18 protein-coding genes and 3 tRNA genes are annotated in these 19,607 nt (G+C 61.8%); 13 read left to right on the top strand and 8 right to left on the bottom strand.

The window, feature by feature from the left end; all coding sequences use genetic code 11:
* Window positions 1-127 precede the first annotated feature (127 nt).
* The 3 genes from C0606_03505 to C0606_03515 are packed head-to-tail and all read left to right on the top strand — an operon-like array spanning window position 128 to window position 3,456.
* Entirely contained in the window at window positions 128-1,828 is a 1,701-nt protein-coding gene (locus tag C0606_03505) for a transporter (protein ID PLX39578.1), read from the top strand.
* Window positions 1,803-2,810 (top strand): hypothetical protein, encoded by a 1,008-nt coding sequence (locus C0606_03510; protein ID PLX39579.1) that lies wholly within the window; start codon window positions 1,803-1,805, stop codon window positions 2,808-2,810. Before C0606_03505 ends, C0606_03510 begins: the two co-directional genes overlap by 26 nt.
* Window positions 2,797-3,456 (top strand): hypothetical protein, encoded by a 660-nt coding sequence (locus C0606_03515; GenBank protein ID PLX39580.1) that lies wholly within the window; start codon window positions 2,797-2,799, stop codon window positions 3,454-3,456. The genes C0606_03510 and C0606_03515 overlap by 14 nt, the downstream gene beginning before the upstream one ends.
* A gap of 24 nt (window positions 3,457-3,480) precedes the next feature.
* Here C0606_03515 and C0606_03520 read toward each other — a convergent pair whose 3' ends face one another.
* From C0606_03520 to C0606_03550, 7 genes are all read right to left on the bottom strand, one after another.
* Window positions 3,481-4,614, bottom strand: coding sequence for an integrase (locus C0606_03520; GenBank protein ID PLX39581.1), 1,134 nt, complete (start codon window positions 4,612-4,614; stop codon window positions 3,481-3,483).
* A 97-nt stretch (window positions 4,615-4,711) separates the two neighbouring features.
* Window positions 4,712-4,788: transfer RNA gene (locus tag C0606_03525), tRNA-Arg, on the bottom strand.
* A 128-nt stretch (window positions 4,789-4,916) separates the two neighbouring features.
* Window positions 4,917-5,222, bottom strand: coding sequence for a hypothetical protein (locus tag C0606_03530; GenBank protein ID PLX39582.1), 306 nt, complete (start codon window positions 5,220-5,222; stop codon window positions 4,917-4,919).
* Between the two features lie 139 nt (window positions 5,223-5,361).
* Window positions 5,362-5,438 (bottom strand) — tRNA-Pro (locus C0606_03535).
* Window positions 5,439-5,514: 76 nt separating this feature from the next.
* Window positions 5,515-6,039 (bottom strand): hypothetical protein, encoded by a 525-nt coding sequence (locus C0606_03540; GenBank protein ID PLX39583.1) that lies wholly within the window; start codon window positions 6,037-6,039, stop codon window positions 5,515-5,517.
* Between the two features lie 10 nt (window positions 6,040-6,049).
* Window positions 6,050-6,628 carry a cold-shock protein gene (locus C0606_03545; protein PLX39584.1) on the bottom strand — a complete coding sequence of 193 codons (579 nt, stop codon included), beginning with the start codon at window positions 6,626-6,628 and terminating at the stop codon, window positions 6,050-6,052.
* A 141-nt stretch (window positions 6,629-6,769) separates the two neighbouring features.
* Complete coding sequence (locus C0606_03550; protein ID PLX39585.1) at window positions 6,770-7,543, bottom strand: NAD-dependent deacetylase; 774 nt, start codon at window positions 7,541-7,543, stop codon at window positions 6,770-6,772.
* Between the two features lie 63 nt (window positions 7,544-7,606).
* Here C0606_03550 and C0606_03555 point away from each other — a divergent pair, with 63 nt between their 5' ends.
* The 10 genes from C0606_03555 to C0606_03600 all read left to right on the top strand — a co-directional run bounded on the left by C0606_03555 (window position 7,607) and on the right by C0606_03600 (window position 17,668).
* Entirely contained in the window at window positions 7,607-8,047 is a 441-nt protein-coding gene (locus C0606_03555; protein ID PLX39694.1) for a lactoylglutathione lyase, read from the top strand.
* A 117-nt stretch (window positions 8,048-8,164) separates the two neighbouring features.
* A tRNA-Glu gene (locus C0606_03560) sits at window positions 8,165-8,239 on the top strand.
* 290 nt (window positions 8,240-8,529) lie between these two features.
* A complete protein-coding gene (locus tag C0606_03565) occupies window positions 8,530-9,909 on the top strand; it encodes a flagellar biosynthesis protein FlgM (GenBank protein ID PLX39586.1) in 1,380 nt (459 codons plus the stop codon).
* Between the two features lie 275 nt (window positions 9,910-10,184).
* Entirely contained in the window at window positions 10,185-10,940 is a 756-nt protein-coding gene (locus tag C0606_03570; GenBank protein PLX39587.1) for an NAD(P)-dependent oxidoreductase, read from the top strand.
* A 160-nt stretch (window positions 10,941-11,100) separates the two neighbouring features.
* Window positions 11,101-11,802 carry a cobalamin-binding protein gene (locus C0606_03575; protein ID PLX39588.1) on the top strand — a complete coding sequence of 234 codons (702 nt, stop codon included), beginning with the start codon at window positions 11,101-11,103 and terminating at the stop codon, window positions 11,800-11,802.
* Between the two features lie 21 nt (window positions 11,803-11,823).
* Complete coding sequence (locus C0606_03580; GenBank protein PLX39589.1) at window positions 11,824-12,435, top strand: hypothetical protein; 612 nt, start codon at window positions 11,824-11,826, stop codon at window positions 12,433-12,435.
* A gap of 144 nt (window positions 12,436-12,579) precedes the next feature.
* Window positions 12,580-12,894, top strand: a complete 315-nt coding sequence (locus C0606_03585) for a hypothetical protein (GenBank protein ID PLX39590.1) — start codon at window positions 12,580-12,582, stop codon at window positions 12,892-12,894.
* Between the two features lie 34 nt (window positions 12,895-12,928).
* Window positions 12,929-13,849: a methyltetrahydrofolate--corrinoid methyltransferase gene (locus tag C0606_03590; GenBank protein PLX39591.1), complete on the top strand. Its 921-nt coding sequence runs from the start codon at window positions 12,929-12,931 to the stop codon at window positions 13,847-13,849.
* Window positions 13,850-13,886: 37 nt separating this feature from the next.
* Window positions 13,887-15,992, top strand: coding sequence for a drug:proton antiporter (locus tag C0606_03595; GenBank protein ID PLX39695.1), 2,106 nt, complete (start codon window positions 13,887-13,889; stop codon window positions 15,990-15,992).
* A 119-nt stretch (window positions 15,993-16,111) separates the two neighbouring features.
* The gene (locus C0606_03600; protein ID PLX39592.1) at window positions 16,112-17,668 is read left to right on the top strand and encodes a trimethylamine methyltransferase; all 1,557 of its coding nucleotides are present in this window, start codon (window positions 16,112-16,114) and stop codon (window positions 17,666-17,668) included.
* Between the two features lie 82 nt (window positions 17,669-17,750).
* Here the strand turns inward: C0606_03600 and cysC are convergent, their stop codons facing one another.
* Entirely contained in the window at window positions 17,751-19,577 is a 1,827-nt protein-coding gene (cysC, locus tag C0606_03605) for an adenylyl-sulfate kinase (protein ID PLX39593.1), read from the bottom strand.
* Window positions 19,578-19,607 lie beyond the last annotated feature (30 nt).

A 19,607-nucleotide genomic window follows, 5' to 3' on the forward strand; every position in this document is an offset into this window, starting at 1 on the left:
CGGCAATGTTGCGCAACGTGTACACGTTGTGCAACATGTAAGTGCGCTGTTGGGTTGAGCTTTTGCGATTTGGATATGTTGGCTTAAGGGCGACTTATCCATTTCCGCTAGGGGTGTGGGGAGTACGATGGCTGATGATCCGCTTGACCGATTGAAGTCGATGTCGATCCAGCCGGTCAGCTCCTTTGGCAAGAGCGGTGGCTCGACCGGCCGGTCGCTGATCTCCAGTGCTAAGGTTGGTGCAGACCTCGGCCGCCGTTTCAACGGCTGGCGGCTGCGCCGTCGCCTGGAGCAAGAAGGCTACGATCCCATCACCATCGATGCCGCAGTCGAAGCGGTTAAAGCTGGCCGTGATCCGAAGCCAATCCTCGTAGCGGGCCGCGAGGCTCAAAAGAGCCTGCGGCGCAAAGACGAAATGCGGCGCAACCCGCCCCCGGTTCACGGGTCTGCCCACTGGGCATCGCCTTCACACCTTATTGCGGCGGGCTTACTTAGCGATACGCCACCCGATGACGGCCGCGGCATCGTGCTCGGTACTGTAGACGAGCAACACCTTCACTGGACAGGCCAGAGCCACCTAATGACGGTCGCGCCGACGCGCACCGGCAAAGGGACCATGCAGATTATCCCAAACCTGCTGCGATACCGTGGCAGCGCGGTGGTCCTGGACCCGAAGGGCGAGCTCGCGGCCGCTACCGCCGACTGGCGCGCTGCCAATGTCGGCCCCGTCTACATCATCAACCCCTTTGCGGCGCCGGCCTGTGGCAACAAGACCCACGCGTTCAATCCGCTCGACCATGTGAAAACAGAGCAGGACGCGACCAAACTCGCCGAAATGATCTATCCGCGCGTAGACGACGACAGGCAACGCTTCTTCGACAATGAGGCGATCGGCTTCCTGTCTGGAGTGCTGCTGTTTACGGCGCTTTACGCGAGCCCTGCTCAACGGACCTTCGGCACCATCCGCGACACCGTGTCTTCCATCAATCGCAACCTCTATGGACTGCTTGAGGCGATGAGCGATCCGGTGATGCCGAACGCCATTCGCAACGCCGCCCTCAACGTCCACACCAAAACGCGAGAAACCGGCCTGCCCCGTGTCATCGATAGCCTGAGCCAGCATTTGCGCATTTGGGATACGCCGGGCTTACGCACGGCGACAGCCTGCTCAGACTTCGACTTTCGCAGCCTCAAGGACCAACCGGCTACAGTGTATCTGGTGCTGCCTTTTGAAGAGCTGACGACTTATTCCACGTTTGTGAAAATGATGTTTGCCGCGGCGTTGGACGCGATGCTGGCCAATCCACGGGTGCCGGATATTCCAGTGCTGTTTGTGCTCGATGAATTTCTAGCGCTGGATGCCGACGATAGGTTTGTGAGTGCGCTGCGGACACACGCCAGTGCCGGGGTTCGGCTGTGGTTTTTCCTCCAAGACCTGCCGACGCTGGAGCAGAAATACCCGACCACCTGGAAATCCTTCCTTCAAGCCGAGGTAAAGAGTTTCTTCGGGGCGGACGACCCCCACACCGCAGAGCTTGTTTCCTCTTACCTTGGCGACCATACGGTCGCCTATGAAGTCCCCAATGCGACGTTATCCGTCGGCAGCGGGGCCTCCTACTCAATCTCGGACAATCTTCACCTAACCGGACGCCGCCTCATGATGCCGGACGAGGTGATCCGGTTTTTGGCGGCAGTTGACCCTCGCCTGCCGCGGAACGCGGTCCAGTTCATCCGCGGCGTGCCGCCTATCCGTGCGCGCATGACGCCGTGGTTTACGGATAGCACCCTCGCCGCCCGTCACAGTGAGGGCGCCCGCGATGAAGCTTGACCCCTCACGGCTGCGTAACCCGATATGGATCACTGTGCTGATCATGGTGCTTGGCGCCGTCGTCGGCGTCGTTATCGGTAGCGTGGTGGCATTTATCGGCACATTGATCGCCATGAGCCTGTCTGGTCCCGTTGGACTTGTGGTGCTCTTACCGCTGTTTCTGACCAATCATGCCATTGTCCTGATCGTGGTGGTGCTCGTGGTGCCGATTTGGGCAGTCCTGGGCGGCTGGTGGTTTGCGTTGATGGCCTCGGGCATGGGTGGCATTGCCCAAGGCATGAACGTCACCCTGTTTTCAGAGGGGCATCCAATCCACCAGTTCATCAACAAGCTCGCCGCGGAGCTCGATCTCCCGCCGATCAAATGGATCGGCTGGTATGAGGACGACAGCATCAACGCCTTTGCGGCCGGAGTGAAACAAGACCAGGCACTGATCGCGTTTTCTCGCGGTGCCGTCCAGAAGCTCACCAAACCCCAATTCGAAGCCGTTGCGGCCCATGAGCTTGCCCACGTCGCCAACAACGACATGGCGCGCATGACCTATGCCCGTGGCGTCCAGGATGCTCTAACGTTTTTCCTAGCCCTGCGAGGCTTACGACGCATTGCTCGCCTGCTGTTTACCCCGACCTCGGAACTCGAACTCGGGCGTTTGTCTCGGCAACGAGAATACTGGGCCGATGCCGTCGCCGCGGTGCTGACGAGCCCTGAAGCCATGATCGGAGCGTTGCGCGCCATTCAGGTGGACAACGATGATCCGCCAGCCGAACAGAGCTGGTTTGCCACTTACGCGATCCGCGCCAACGGTTTCAGCTGGTTCGATACCCACCCGCCGGTCTTCAGGCGGGTGCGGGCAATCGAGGAAGAGCGGTTTATCGAACGGCTCCCCCGAAAACCAGAACGTAAGGGCGCGAACCAAAACTCTGAAGCAAACACAATAATATCAGAACCTTCAATCGGAGGAGAGGCACATGAGCACCGATGAAAAAATTGGCGTTAAGTGGATCATTCAACGGGGATACTCGATTGAAGGCCAACTTGCTGCCGACGGCTTGAGTTTTGAGGCCTTTGACCTGATCGAGGCCAGCACCAGTGCTACTGCGACTGAGAAGATCAAAGGGAAGATAATTTCTCGCCTCGCGAAAAACCTGCGGTCGGATTGCCAAGAGGATGCCGACGCTGACATCTCCAAAATCCAGTATGGCGTTTATTGCATCGCCCTCGGAACGGGGTTCGAAATCGATTACAAAAAACGGAACTCCCGCATTGTGTACATCGGCAGCGGCTCCGTTTACGGGCGCATCAAAAGCCATCTGAAAGGCAAGCTGTTCGAATTTGCGAGCGCTCTACGCAGCGTGCCACTGCGGTTCTACATCGCTGACCTCACCGACGTCCCCAACGGGAAATCGGTTCAACGGCAGCTCGAACAAGCGCTCCTGAAAAAATTCGAAGACGAAATCGACAACGAATTTCCGTTGCTGAACAAGCGAAATGCACACGCCAGAGATTTGTCAGTGGCGTTTGACAAAGGCTGGGACCTGCCTCTCCAGAGGGAACGTGGTCGCGGCACCACCAACTGGCTTCTCAAAGCGGTAGACGAAGACGCATGGAAGGGGCAACTCGAAAAATGACGGCCTTGTTTGCAGTTTGCGAGTTCAAAGGCCGCGCTTCCGTACATTGATGGCTGCCGCGTCCAGCGTGTTCTGGATGTGCGAGGCGTAGTATTTTTCGATCATCTCGACGCTGGTACGGCAGTTTTTGGCTACTTGGTAGATGTCGGCGCCTTCCATAAGGCGCAGGCAGATGTAGGTGTGGCGCAAGCTGTAGGCCGTCCGACGCGTTCCTTCGCGGTCGAACTTGAGGCCGGTCTCTTCCAGAATGCGATTGAACTGCTTCTTGTGATCAGCCGCGAAAATCGGATCGGTGGGCATCGGGTTGTTCCGACTGACCAGACGTCGGTACGGATGCACGGCACCTCTGGTGCTCTTGCAGTAGCCAACCCCCAATTTCCCACGAACCGAAATCAGCAGGATTTCCTCGCCGTTCTCGGTTTCGATCGAGACATCCCGGTATTCTAACCGGTTCGCCTCATCAGGCCGTAAGCCCGTGTTGGCCATAAACAGCACGTAGTCGTGGAGCTGCTCCGCTGCCCACTTCCGCCTGTCTCCCTTGGCCTTTTTGGCGTTCTCGCGCGTCGCCGTGTACAGGGTCTTGTAGTCCTCCGGCGAAAACCAGGGCCGATGCGACACCTTCGACGATGCTCGATAAGGTGTGGAGAAATCGGGCAGGTGCGCAAGCCACCCATGGCGGAGCGCCGTCTTCATCACCTGCCGAAGAACCACAATCTCCTGGTGGAGCGTACTCCGGGCGGGGACTTTTCCGTTCTCATTCGGGGTCAACCGTTTGATGCGGTACTCTTGCAGCAGGCCCGGCGTGATCTCCGACAGGCCCTTCTTGCCGAAAAACGGATTGAGGTGATTCTTGAGGCGGGCCTCGTGGTTCTTCACGTAGCGCGCATTTCGCTCCCGGGCAGTGATAGCGACATATTCCCTGGTGAACTGTGCCGCCGCCTCCTGGAAGGTCTTCTCCGCCTTGATCTCACCGGAGCGGAGTTTCCCTCTCAGCTCCAGGTACCAGTCCTCAGCGAACGCCTCGGCCTCCGAGAGCGCTTTTTTGCGCGAGCTGACCCGCCACTCCTTGCCATTCAAATAAGTTGAACACTGCCAGGTCGGGCCGTTCTCCCGCTGGTACAGCCGCACCTTGCCACCCATCACTGTGTGAGTGCCCATGGCCTCAACTCCCTACCCAAAAAAACGTGAGAGTAGTGTGCGAGATCTTTTTGGTGAAATTTTGACTATGAAGAAATCTGTAAGTGTCTGAATTTATTGGCGACCCCGGCAGGATTCGAACCTGCGACCTACGGATTAGAAGTCCGTTGCTCTATCCAGCTGAGCTACGGGGCCAGAGGTTCGGGGCACGATGAAGCCGTATCGGAGAATCTCACGAGACGCGTGTCCAACAGAACCGTCGCGAAACAGAATGACCGGCTTGCGAAGTGCCGGCATCGCTCCGGTCTGGCTGTGCAAATGCCCTAGTGGGTCCAGACGCCGACCCGGTCAAAGCGGAAATTGTCCGAATAGGAATGGCGCTTCTCCGCCTTTTCCTTCGGCTCAATCACACGGTAGGCGATGCCGTTGCGCTTGGCGTAGGAAATCGCATCTTCCTTGCTCTCGAAACTCATCTTGATCTGCTGGCGCATATCCGTCGACGAGGTATAACCCATCAAGGGGTCAACCGTGCGTGCCGCCTCCGGCTCGTATTCGAGCAGCCAGCGATGGGTCTTCGCCTGTCCCGACTGCATGGCGTTTTTGCTCGGTCGATAAATGCGTGCCGTCATGGTTTTCGCGCCACCTTCGAACTGCGTTTCGTCTCGCCGGCATCAGCGATGTTCGGATCATACTGCGAACCACCGCCGGAACAACCCGTCAGGCCGACCCGTTGGCGGCTTTCGCCCCATCAGCATCACCGGCGGAGAATGGTCGGGGCAGCAGGATTTGAACCTGCGACCTACTGCTCCCAAAGCAGTTGCGCTACCAGGCTGCGCTATGCCCCGGCATTCTCGCTTTCGCGCCCATTCGATTACACGCTGCACCCGCGAGCGACAAGCACCTGAATACCGGGAACGGCACTTATTTGGCCGCATCCACCAGCGGATGCTCGATCCGGTCTCCCGGACGAATGCCAAGCCGCGCCGTCGTGCCGGCAACCACCTCGAACACGAACCGCACCGGCGTGCCTGATGGAACGATGCGCTCCGACTCAGGCACCGTGTCCTTTGCAATCGTCGCAATCGTGCCGTCGGCGCGAATGAAGATCATGTCGAGCGACACATAGGTGTTCTTCATCCAGAAATAGACCGGCCTGGTCCGCTGAAAATCGAACAGCATGCCGTAGTCGGCAACGAGCGAGCGACGGAACATCAGCCCTTTCGCTCTTTCCGCATCGTCGTCGGCGATCTCGATGTGAAAGACGTGGCGGCCAGTGCCGGACACGATGGTGAGTTGATCGGCGGCCGCGTGCTCGGAGCCTACCGCAGGCGCCGCCTCATCGGCGACGACCCGAGACGAAGCGAACGAACCGAAGGCCCCGGCAACAACGAACAGCGCCGCCGCCAGCGCGAAGCGGCGAGCCCACACGAGACGATCACCGATCATGAGATGCGCTCTAGTGCGAGGACGGAATATGCCCGCCCTCTTCCGGACGAATTTCGGCCGCCATCAGCCCTTTCGGCCCGGCGCCATAGCGCACGATGACCGTCTGGCCCGGCTGCAGCTCGGTCAGGCCGTAGCGGCGCAGCGTCTCCATATGGACGAAAATATCCGGCGCGCCTTCACCGCAGGAAAGGAATCCATAGCCGCGGACGCGGTTGAACCATTTCACGATGGCGCGTTCCGGCCCGAAGGTCGGGTTGACCTGAACATGGGTCCGCGACGGCGGCATTTGTGAGGGGTGAACCGCGCAGGACTCGTCCATCGACAGAATGCGCAGGGCCTGCAGACCGCGCGGGCGCTCGAGCACTTCGCAGACGACGCGGGCACCCTCATAGGCGGTCTGATAGCCGTCCCGCCTGAGGCAGGTCACATGAAGAAGCACGTCCGGCATGTCGCCATCGGGCAGTATGAAGCCATACCCCTTGGCCACATCGAACCATTTGATCGTGCCGGCAACCTCAATGACATCGACCCCGGCCTCATCGGCCAGATCCTCAAACGGTTGCACATCCGGCGAGTACTTCGCCCCCATAGCCTTCGGCCCTTTTCCAACTCTTGGAACGAATCGACCCCTTTGATTCTGGGAGAAAGATACCATCGCCCCCGGACCCCGCCGCAAGGCCATTTCCGGGCTTTCCACGGTTTTCGGCAGTATTCTGCGGTTTAGCGCGGATCACACGATCGTGTTCGCGGCAAACGGCGCCATCACCGAGCCGATCTCGTCATGGATCACGACATCGGCCAGCGCATCGAGTTCGGTCGGTTCGCGATTGATAATCACGAGCTTCGCACCTTCGCGCTTGGCAACCACAGGCAGTCCCGCTGCCGGATAGACGACCAGCGACGACCCGATCGCAACGAACAGATCGGCCCTGTTCGCCGCGTCTTCAGCGCGCAGCATTTCCGTGACCGGCATTGCCTGACCGAATGAAATGACGGCGACCTTCACCAGCCCGCCGCAGGAAACGCACCGCGGCGTCGTTCCATCCGCCTCAAAGGCCGGGCGAATGTCTGAAAGCTCGTGCCGGCGCCCGCAGTCAAGGCAGGTCGCGAACGTTCCATTGCCGTGGATCTCGATGACCCGCTCCGCCGGCACCCCTGCCCGCTGGTGCAGTCCGTCGATATTCTGCGTCACAACGGTATCGACCTTTCCTGCCGCCACCAGCGCGGCGATCGCCCTGTGGCCGGCATTCGGCTCGGCCTGTCCGAATTGATCCAGCATGATGAAGCGGCGCTTCCAGTCGAGCTGCCGCGCTTCCTCGCTCGCAACGAACTGATCGAAATAGACCGGCTCGAAACGCTCCCAGGTGCCTCCAGGACTGCGGAAATCGGGAATGCCGGACTCGGTGCTGATGCCCGCGCCGGTAAAGACTACGCCGCGCCGCGCATCCGCAAACAGCGCCGACAATATCGTCGTCGCCTCTTTGCCTTTGGTGATGATCGGCATATCTCTACCTCATGTTTCCGGGCCGCCCCGCTGTCCGGACCTCAAGAACGGGAGCCCATGACGATGCGCTATCTCCACACCATGGTCCGCGTTGCCGACCTCGACGCCGCCCTCGACTTCTATTGCAGCAAGCTGGGCCTCGAAGAGATTCGCCGCAATGATTACCCGCAAGGCCGCTTTTCTCTCGTCTTCCTCGCCGCACCCGAAGATTCGTCCCGCGGCCGCAACGAACGCAGCCCCCTCATCGAGCTGACCCACAACTGGGATCCCGAAACCTACGACGAAGGACGCAATTTCGGCCACCTCGCCTTCGAGGTCGACGATATCTACGCCACCTGCCGGAAGCTTATGGATGGCGGCGTCACGATCAACCGTCCGCCGCGCGACGGCCGCATGGCTTTTGTCCGCTCACCCGACAACATCTCCATCGAGCTGCTGCAAAAAGGCGACGCGCTCGACGCCGCCGAACCCTGGGCATCCATGGGCAACACCGGTCACTGGTAGAGCGGAACGCCGGACGTGATCGCCGGCGGCGAAAATTTTTGCCGCCGAAGACGTCCAAACCCTCTTGTCGAGTCCCGCAAAGCCCTCTATAACCCCGCCCCGTTGAGGCAGCACTCCGCTCCCTTCGTCTATCGGTTAGGACGCCAGATTTTCAATCTGGAAAGAGGGGTTCGACTCCCCTAGGGAGTGCCACTTTCGCAAGGCCCGCCGGCTTGAGGAAAACCCTCGCCGGCGGGTTTTGTTTTTCCCGGATCCAGCAACAATCGACCGGCGGAGCTGCGCGATTTAGCCGCGTTTTTTAACGACTAAAGATTGAATTCGCGAATTGCAGAATCAACGTTTTTTCATATTCCTCGGCTAAACGCTAACCGTTGGGTTTTGCGTCTGCGGGAAGCGCAAAAAGCGCGCAGGAACAATTACCTATCGTCGATTGCTACGGTTTCCAGCGACCCGAGCTCGCTGGACCGGTGGAGGAACGTCAGATGAAATTGACTGCAACAACCAGTTTCGAATCCCAGATTGCCACCGCGGCTGCGGGAAACCAGATCACCTCGATTGGCGATGTCAGCGCCCTTGCCGCCTATCTGGTCGACGGTTACTGGCAATACACAAGCCGTGACGCCCGTGCCTTCGACGTCTCGTCCGACAACGTCATCAACGTCAACGTCGCCCGGCTGACCCCGGCCGGCAAAGAACTGGCCCGCGCCGCGCTCGATGCGTGGGAAGACGTCACCGGACTGCGCTTCGTCGAAACCACCTACGCCAACGCCGAGATCACCTTCGATGACGACGATTCCGGCGCCTACAGCAACAGCGTGATCAGCGGCTCGACCATTCTCTCAAGCCACGTCAACGTCAGCACCAACTGGCTCCGGACATCGGGAACTGGCTTCGACAGCTATTCCTACCAAACCTACATTCACGAGATCGGCCACGCGCTCGGTCTCGGCCACGCCGGGCCCTATAACGGCGACGCGGTCTGGGGCGACGACAACCAGTTCGACAACGACAGTTGGCAAACGACCGTCATGTCGTACTTCGCGCAGGATGAAAATCCCAATACCGACGCCAGCTACGCCTACCTCATCACCCCGATGGCGGCCGACATCATCGCCATGCGCGACCTTTATGGTTCGCTCGCGACCAATGTTTCGCCGCGCGCCGGCAACACCACCTATGGCGACAACACCAACCTCGGTCGCGGCTACGACGATCCCGACGTCGCCTATACCGTCATCGACGGCGGCGGCACCGATACCTTCAATTTCAGCTCGGCGACTGACGACCAGGTCGTGAATCTTCAGCAGCGCGGGGTTTCAAGCACCTACGGTCTGACCGGCAATATCGTGATCGCACCCGGCACCGTCATCGAAAACGCGCTCGGCGGTTCTGGCGACGACCTGTTGTTCGGCAACGGCGCAAGAAACCGTTTGTTCGGAAAAGGCGGCGACGACACGCTGAACGGCCAGGGCAATCATGACCGCCTCTCGGGTGGTAGCGGCGCCGACAGCCTTTTCGGCAAAGCCGGCAAGGATGTTCTCCTCGGCAACGACGGCCGCGACAACCTCGTCGGAGGAACCGGCAACGACAGCCTTCTTGGCGGTACCGGCTCCGACACACTGCGCGGCAATGGCGGCGATGACGTTTTCACAGGTGGCGGCGGCAACGACCGAATTTACGGCGGTAGCGGAGACGACCAGGCGAACTATGCCGGTAAGGCGTCACGCTACACCTTCACCGAACTCTCCAACGGAAACGTCCGTGTCGAGGACAGCCTGAACAAGCTCGGCGTCGACGTTCTCATTGACGTCGAAACCGTGAAGATCGGCACCACCGTCTTCGACATCGGCGATCTGCTCTAGCCGCATATTCCAGAGCCGAGGGCCGCGACCGCGAGATGTGGAAGCTGGCCTTCGGACAAGAAGACTCGGCAAAACAACCTGCTTGCGCGTTTTCCGCGATTCAGTGAACGCGAGCAAAGGTCTAGGCCGTGCACGCCGTTTCACGACGCGGCGTCGCGGTCACGGGACTTTGACCGCGTTGCCGAACCCTTTTGCTTGCGCCAACACACAAGCGCCCGGAACCTCTGCAACCATGCCGGCATGAAGCACAGGGATTCGCAGCAAGGGGATTGGCGATGAGCGCGGCACAAAAGGTCATGATCGTCACCGGCGGCAGCCGCGGAATCGGTGCGGCGACCGCCCTCCTCGCCGCCCGCTCCGGCTACGCCGTCTGCATCAACTATGCCGGCAACCAGGCGGCCGCCGACAGCGTGGTCGCGACGATCGCATCGGCCGGTGGCAAGGCAATTGCCGTCCAGGGCGATGTCAGCCGCGAAAGCGACGTGATGGAACTCTTCGCCGCGAACGACGCCGCGTTCGGCCGCCTCGATTGCCTGGTCAACAATGCCGGCCTGATCGGCATGCAGTCCCGCCTCGAAGACATTGATCACGCGCGCTTCGAACGCATCCTCGCCGTCAATGTTCTCGGCCCCCATATGTGCAGCCGGGAAGCCGTCAAACGCATGTCGACCGCGCGCGGCGGCGACGGTGGCGCGATCGTCAACGTCTCATCGATGGCCGCCCGCCTCGGATCGCCGAACGAGTATGTCGACTACGCCGCATCGAAAGGCGCCCTCGACACCATGACCATCGGGCTCGCCAAGGAAGTCGCTACCGAGGGCATTCGCGTCAACGCCGTGCGCCCCGGCCTGATCTACACCGACATTCATGCCGCAGCCGGAGAACCCGGTCGGGTCGACCGCCTTGCCGCGGGCGTTCCGTTGGGCCGCGGCGGCACGGCGCAAGAAGTCGCCGAAGCCATCCTCTGGCTCGCTTCGGAAAAATCATCCTATACGACCGGCAGCTTCATCGACGTGTCCGGCGGGCGTTGATCGCAGGGTGTTTTGCCCCGGTTCGGCCGCAAAACGTTGTCCCGCGCAAACGTCTGTCGCATTTCAACCGTCTTCGGTCGCAAAGAAGGCATCGCATGGCGAACCCTTCCCCTAAGAGCGAAAGAGAGCACTGCTCTTTTTTGTCATGGGATGCTGCCAAATGAGCGACGAAGAAGACCTTGTCCTGAGCGAGCTGGACGACGAAGAACTCATCCAGCAGATGCACGACGACCTCTATGACGGCCTCAAAGACGAGGTGGTCGAGGCGGTCGAGATCTTGCTTGAACGCGAATGGATCCCCTACGAGGTGCTCACCAAGGGCCTCGTCGAGGGTATGCGCATCGTCGGCGTCGATTTCCGCGACGGCATCCTCTTCGTTCCCGAAGTGCTTCTCGCCGCCAATGCGATGAAGGCCGGCATGGGGCTGTTGCGTCCGCTGCTTGCGGAAACCGGCGCACCGAAAGTCGGCAAGATGGTCATCGGCACCGTCAAGGGCGACATTCACGACATCGGCAAGAACCTCGTCTCCATGATGATGGAAGGCGCCGGCTTCGAGGTCGTCGACATCGGCATCAACAATCCGGTCGAGGACTATTTCGCCGCGCTCGACGAGCACAAGCCGGACATTCTCGGCATGTCGGCGCTGCTGACCACCACCATGCCCTACATGAAGGTCGTCATCGACGAGTTGATCGCCCGTGGCCAGCGTGATGATTTCATCGTGCTCGTTGGTGGCGCCCCGCTCAACGAAGACTTCGGCAAGGCCGTCGGCGCCGATGCCTACTGCCGTGACGCGGCGGTCGCCGTCGAAATGGCCAAGGACTTCATGAAGCGCAAGCACAACCAGATGGCGATGGCCTGACGACCCGTCAGGCCGACTGTCATGGCAAACGACGCCGCGCAATCCGTTCTGGTCATTGGCTGCGGCGCGCTTGCGCGTGAGATCAATGCCGTACTCGACGCCGGCGGCTGGGGGCACGTTACCCTGACCTGCCTGCCCGCACAGCTTCACAACACGCCCGACAGGATCCCGGAAGCCGCCCGCGCCGCAATCCGCGCCGGGCGCGACAAGGGCTTTTCCCGCATCCTCGTCGCCTATGCCGATTGCGGTACGGGTGGACAACTCGACCGCGTCGTCGAGGAGGAAGGCGCCACCCGCCTCGCCGGTCCCCATTGCTACAGCTTCTTCTCCGGTAATGAGGCGTTCGCCAAGACCGCCGAGGACGAGATCGCCACCTTTTACCTGACGGATTTCCTCGCTCGTCAGTTCGACGCAATGGTCGTCAAACCGCTCGGCATCGACCGCCATCCAGAACTGACCGAAATGTATTTTGGCAACTATGACCGGCTCGTCTATCTCGCCCAGACCGACGACCCGGCTTTGACCGACAAGGCGCGCGCCGCAGCCGACCGACTCGGCCTCGCCTTCGAGCGCCGCATGACCGGCTATGGCGACCTCGAAACCGAGCTTCGACAATTTGCCGGAACGGCCTGATTTGGCGGGTCTTTCCGACAATGGCGGGACACCGGAAGCCTGTCGTTTTCGGAAGACTGCAAGTCGTTTCCGATGCGGCGGCGGCAATGGCCCACACATAGTGTGATTGCAATGGTTCACCGGGCGAGCGAGGAGAGACGTCCGATGGCTTCCCTTGAAATCGTCTACTGGCGCGATATTCCCGCGCAGGTCATTGTTCGCGCCGGCCGCAAGGCGGCCAAACGCCCGCTTGGCGAACGCTTCGTCGCGGCCATCGACCGTTGCGCCATGCGCACCGGAGCCGCCGACACCGACGCCTATCTCGCCGAATGGCGCCGCGGCGCGCCGCATCCGGTCGAAGGCGACCTGGAGGCACTCGCCAGCGAAGCTGAAGCCCGCATTGAAGCCGAATACGACACCGACCGCCTCAACCAACTGGTTGCCGCAGGCGGGCGCGAGCCGGCCGCAATTGAAACCTGACCCAATCCCGCATCTTTAGTTTGGATAGCTGCCCATGACCCGCACCGTCATCAGTTCCGCCAGCCGCGATGTCATCATCGGCTTCGACCAGCCCTTCTGCGTTATCGGCGAGCGGATCAATCCGACCGGCCGCAAGAAGCTCGCTGCCGAGATGGTCGAAGGCAATTTCGAGACCGTCGAGAAGGATGCCCTCGAGCAGATCGCCGCCGGCGCCATGGTGCTCGACGTCAACGCCGGCGTCACCAGCGTCGACCCGAACGCGACCGAACCGCCGCTACTCGCCCGCACCATCGAACTGGTGCAGTCGCTGGTTGACGTGCCGCTGTGCATCGACTCCTCGGTTCCCGCGGCGCTCGAAGCCGGGCTCGAGGTCTGCAAGGGACGGCCCCTCTTGAACTCGGTCACCGGCGAAGAAGAGCGGCTGGAATTGGTGCTGCCGTTGGTCAAGAAGTACAACGTGCCCGTCGTCGCAATCTCCAACGACGAGACCGGCATTTCCGAAGACCCGGACGTCCGCTTCGCCGTCGCCAAGAAGATCGTCGAACACGCCGCCGACTACGGCATCAAGCCGGAAGACATCGTGGTTGATCCGCTGGTCATGCCGATCGGCGCCATGGCAACCGCCGGTCAGCAGGTGTTCGCGCTTGTGCGCCGCTTGCGCGAGGAACTGCGCGTCAACACCACCTGCGGCGCCTCCAACATCTCCTTCGGCCTGCCCAACCGGCACGGCATCAACGCGGCCTTCCTGCCGATGGCGATTGCCAGCGGCATGACCTCGGCCATCATGAATCCGATGCGCCCGCAGGAAATGGATGCGGTGCGCGCTGCAAATGTGCTGATGTCGACCGACACCAACTGCGCCCACTGGATCCGCACCTATCGTGAACCCGCACCTGAGGGCGCCGATGGCGACGGTCGTGGGCGCCGCGAAGGCCGCCGGCGCCGCCGCGCCTGACGGTCTGGTCACCGGCAGCACGCGAGAAGGGACGGCGATGGCAGCAGATACGTCGGATCCGGCAACGATTGCACCGAGCGGGATCGCTGACGGCAACGTGAGCGATCCCTTGGTCGTTTTCATGCCGAGCGGCCGACGCGGTCATTTCGCCAAAGGCACTACCCTGCTCGACGGCGCCCGCAGCCTCGGCGTCTATGTCGAATCCGCCTGCGGCGGCCGGGCGATCTGCGGGCGATGCCAGATGGTTCCGGTTTTCGGCGAGTTCGCCAAGCTCGGCATCGAAAGCAAGGCGAATGCGGTCACCGGCCCGACCGACGTCGAAACAACCTTTCGCGTCGAACATGGCATGAGAGAAGGCCGCCGCCTCGGCTGCCAGACCCGGATTGCCGACGATCTGGTCGTTGACATTCCGCCGGACTCCGAGATGCACCGCCAGGTGGTCAGGAAACGTGCCGAGGCACGCCGTTTCCCGCTCGACCCGGCAAGCCGCATCTATACGGTCACGGTCGAAGAACCGGACATGCACAATCCGACCGGCGATCTCGAACGCCTGCAGGAGGCTTTGGAGCGACAGCACGGCGTAACGGTCGTCGACTGCACCATCTCCGTGCTCAACAAGCTGCAGAAGACGCTGCGCTCCGGCCAGTGGGCCGTCACCGTTGCCGTTCATGCCGACGATCCGCATCCCGCGACCGTCACCGCCATCTGGCCCGGCAAGCACGACCGCGCGCTCGGCCTCGCCGTCGATGTTGGCTCAACGACGATTGCCTGCCACGTGATGGACCTCAATCGCGGTCGCACGCTTGCGTCCGCCGGCATCATGAACCCTCAGATCCGCTTCGGCGAGGACCTGATGAGCCGGGTCTCTTATGTGATGATGAACCCGGGCGGCGACACCGCCATGAGCACCGCCGTGCGTGAGGCCATCGACGCGCTGGCCGCCAAGGTCTGCACCGACATCAGCGCCGCACCTGCGGATATTCTTGAAGCCACCTTCGTTGCCAATCCGGTGATGCTGCATCTGCTGCTCGGGCTCGACCCGACCGAGCTCGGCGGCGCGCCCTTCGCGCTCGCAACGTCCTCTGCACGGCACTTCACGGCAAGCGATATCGTGCTCACCTTCAATGCCGATGCCCGCATCTACACCCTGCCCTGTATCGCCGGCCATGTCGGCGCCGATACAGCCGGCGTGATCCTGTCCGAAAAGCCGCACGAGAACGACGCGCTGACGCTCGTCGTCGATGTCGGCACCAATGCGGAGATCGTGCTCGGCAACCGCGAGCGGCTGCTCGCCTGTTCCTCGCCCACCGGACCTGCTTTCGAGGGAGCGGAACTTACCAGCGGCCAGCGCGCCGCACCCGGAGCGATTGAACGGCTGCGCATCGATCCCGAAACGCTCGAACCCCGCTACAAGGTCATCGGCTGCGATCTGTGGTCGGACGAGGACGGCTTCGAGACAGCGATCGCGGCAACCGGCGTCACCGGCATTTGCGGCTCCGGCGTCATCGAGGCGATCGGGGAGATGCGTCTCGCGGGCCTCCTCACTCCAGATGGTATCGTCAATGGCGGCATTGTCGACGGCAGCAAGGCCGGCACGACGGAGCGCCTGCGCGCCGAGGGCCGCACCTTCACCTATGTCGTGCGCCAGGGGCCGCCGGAGATCCGCATCACCCAGGGCGACGTCCGCGCCATCCAGCTCGCCAAGGCCGCGCTCTATGCCGGCTGCCGGCTGTTGATGGACAAGTTCGGCGTCGACACGGTCGACCGCATCCGCCTTGCCGGCGCCTTCGGGAGCCACATCGACACGGCTTACGCAATGCTGCTCGGACTCATTCCCGATTGCCCGCTCGATGCCGTTTCCTCGATCGGCAACGCAGCCGGAACCGGCGCACAGATGGCGCTTCTCGACCGCCGTGCGCGCCGCGAAATCGAAACGCTGGTGCGCCGGATCGAAAAGATCGAAACTGCAGTCGAACCCGAGTTCCAGCGTCACTTCATCGAGGCGATGGCCATTCCGCACAAGACCGCACCGACCCCCAATCTTGCCGAGCGTTTCGCCCTTCCCGCAGGCGATGCCGCGCAATCGGAAACCCGGCCTGGCCGGCGCCGCACCCGCCGGCGCACAACAGAACAAAGCGATTAACGCGCGTTCCCAAAAAGTTGGCAGACTTTTTGGACAGGAATTCGCGCAAAAACAGAGGGAAAAAGCGTTCGGCAGTTTGCCAGAAAAGCAGAACGCTTTTGAGCACGAGGAGAACGGCCATGGCCGACGAAACCACCCCTGAGAGAGGCCGGCGATCGCGCGGCGGCGGACGTGAAGCGCGCGCATCGCGCCGGGCGGCAACGGCCGGCAAGGCGCCCGCCTACATCACACGGCGGATCCCGTACTACGATATCCTCGACGAGGAGTCCCTCGACCTGATCGAGCGCCACGCCGACCAGATCCTCGAAGAAATCGGTATTGAGTTCCGCGGCGATCCCGAAGCGATCCGCCTGTTCAAGGAAGCCGGTGCGTCAGTCGAGGGCGAGCGGGTTCGTTTCCCGCGCGACATGCTGCGCCCGCTGATCCAGGCAACCGTGCCGAAGACCTTCACCCAGCACGCCCGCAACCCGGCCCGCACGGTCGAGATCGGCGGCAAGAACGCGGTGCTTGCGCCCGCCTACGGCCCGCCCTTCGTCAGCGATCTGGAAGGCGGCCGCCGTTACGGCTCGATCGCGGATTTCGAGAACTTCGTCAAACTGGCCTATGCCTCGCCGTGGCTGCACCATTCGGGCGGCACCGTTTGCGAGCCGGTCGACATCCCGGTCAACAAGCGCCATCTGGACATGATCTACGCCCATATGCGCTACAGCGACAAACCCTTCATGGGCTCGGTGACCGCGCCGGAGCGCGCCGAAGACACCGTCGCCATGTCGAAGATCCTGTTTGGCGACGACTTCGTCGACAACAACTGCGTGACCGTTTCTCTGATCAACGCCAATTCGCCGCTGGTCTACGATGCGACGATGCTCGGCGCCCTCAAGGTCTACGCCGCCGCCAACCAGGCCTGCATCGTCAGCCCGTTTATCCTGTCCGGCGCCATGGGTCCGGTGACGATTCCGGCATCGCTCGCCCAGACCCACGCGGAGGCGCTGGCCGGTATCGCGCTGACCCAGCTCGTACGCCCGGGCGCCCCGGTGATCTACGGCAACTTCTTCACCTCACTGTCGCTGAAGACCGGCGCCCCGACCATGGGCATGCCCGAGCCCGCGCTCTACTACCTCGCGGTCGGCCAGCTTGCCCGCCGGCTCGGCGTACCGTTGCGCTGCGGCGGTTCGCTCACCTCCTCGAAGGTGCCGGACGCGCAGGCCGCACAGGAGAGCGCGGACTCCCTGATGCCCGCACTGCAGGCTGGCGTGAATTTCATGCTGCACGCGGCCGGCTGGCTTGAGGGTGGCCTCGTCATGAGCTACGAGAAGTTCATCATCGACGCCGACCACCTCGGCATGATGGCGACTTTCCTCAACGGCCTAACGCTCGATGACAACGGCTTTGCCATGGACGCCTATCGCGAGGTCGGACCGGGCAACCACTTCCTCGGCTGCGCCCACACCATGGCGAACTACGAAACCGCCTTCTACGATTCCGCGATTGCCGACAATGACAGCTTCGAGCAATGGCAGGATGCCGGCTCGCGCGATGCGGTCGTCCGCGCCAATGCGAAATGGAAGAAGATGCTGGCGGACTACGAAGCCCCGGCGATTGATTCTGCCACCGACGAGGCTCTGAAGGATTTCGTCGCCCGCAAGAAGGACTCGATGCCCGACGCCTGGCATTGATCCCGAACGTCGAACTGCCGGCACAAACAAAAACGGCCCTCGCGAGAGGGCCGTTTTCTTATTTATACCGTATGGCCGACGGTCAAGCGATGACGCCGCGCTGACGCAACTCGGCGATCAGGATATCGGCCATCACTTCCGGCGAACCCTTGGTGGTATCGAGCACGATCTCCGCGCTCTCCGGCGCCTCATAGGGCGAGTCGATGCCGGTGAAGTTCTTGATCAGACCATCCTCGGCCTTCTTGTAGAGGCCCTTCGGGTCGCGCTGCTTGCAGACCTCGATCGGCGTGTCGACGAACACTTCGATGAACTCGCCGTCTTCCATCAGGTCGCGAGCCAGCCGGCGCTCGGAGCGGAACGGCGAGATGAACGAGACCAGCACGATCTCGCCCGCATCGGCGAACAGGCGCGACACCTCAGCGACGCGGCGGATGTTCTCCACCCGGTCCGCGTCGGTGAAGCCGAGATCCTTGTTGAGGCCGTGGCGGACATTGTCGCCGTCGAGCGTGTAGGTGTGGCGGCCTTCGGCGTGCAGCTTCTTTTCGACCATGTTGGCGACAGTCGACTTGCCCGAACCGGAAAGCCCGGTGAACCACAATACCGCCGACTTCTGACCCTTCAGCGAGCTGCGCGCCGACTTGTTCACATCGAGCGCCTGCCAGTGAATGTTGGTCGCACGGCGCAGGCCGAACCAGATCAGGCCCATGGCGACCGGCGCGCCGGTCTCGTGGTCGACCAGCACGAACGAACCGGTTTCCCGATTGCTTTCGAACGGATCGAACGCCACCGGCTTGGAAACCGCGATATTGCAGAAGCCGATATCGTTGACCTCAAGGGTCTTGGCCGCAAGGTGCTCGAAGGTTTCGATGTCGATCTTGTGCTTGATCTCGGTGACGGTCGCACCGACCTTGCGGTTGCCGATGGCGAGATCATAGGTACGACCCGGGAACAGGTCGTTGCCCGACGTCCAGATCACATGCGCGGCGAACTGGTCGGAAACTTCCGGCCGGTTGTCGACCGCTGCGATCAGATCGCCGTCATCGGTCTCGACCTCTTCGTCGAGTTCGATGGTCACCGACTGTCCCGGGCGTGCTTCCGAGCCGTCACCTTCGCCGAGCTTGATGCTGGCCACCTTGGCGGTGCGTGCCGGCACGGACACGACGATCGAATCGCCCGGACGCGCCACACCGCTCGCCACCGTGCCGGAGAACACGCGGCTCGCGCCGCCCTTCTCGTTTGCAACGGCAATGCGCAGCGGACGGGTCGCCGGATCGTGCTCGAGCTCCGCGGCTTCGAGATAATCGACCAGCAGCGGCCCTTCGTACCAGGCCATGTTCGTGCTGCGCTCGACGACGTTTTCGCCCGCCAGCGCCGAAATCGGCACCGCATTGATCGAGGAAAAGTCGAACGTGTCGGCGAAACGCTCGAAGCTCTTCACCACATCGTTGAAGGCACGCTTGCTGTAGTCGACCGTGTCCATCTTGTTGACGGCCAGAATGACATGCGGAATGCCGAGCAGCGAGGCGATCAGCGCATGGCGCTTGGTCTGAACCGTCACACCGGAATTGACGTCGACCAAGAGCACCGCGATGTCAGACCCGGCGGCTCCCGTCGTCAGCGTCTGGGTGAACCGGTCATGACCCGGCGCGTCGACGATCAGATAGTCGCGCGTCTTCAGCCGAAACGGCTTGTACGTCACTTCCACCGTCTCACGGTGCGTATCGTCGCTTTTCGGCGCGTCGTCCGCACCGCCCGCAATCAGACGCTCGGCAAGCGTCGTTTTTCCGTTTCCGAAACCACCGCAAACCAACAGCTTCACTGTCGCTTCCTTTCTCGTTCCGTCATTGCCCGTTTTCCGCTGCAAAATGCGGCCGGGCAGCAATTTGAAAATCCGGTCCCTTAAACGCATCGCGATCGCGTCAGTTCGAGTTCGCCCGCC

The sequence above is a fragment of the Hyphomicrobiales bacterium genome, from assembly GCA_002869065.1.
GTDB lineage: Bacteria > Pseudomonadota > Alphaproteobacteria > Rhizobiales > Rhodobiaceae > Rhodobium.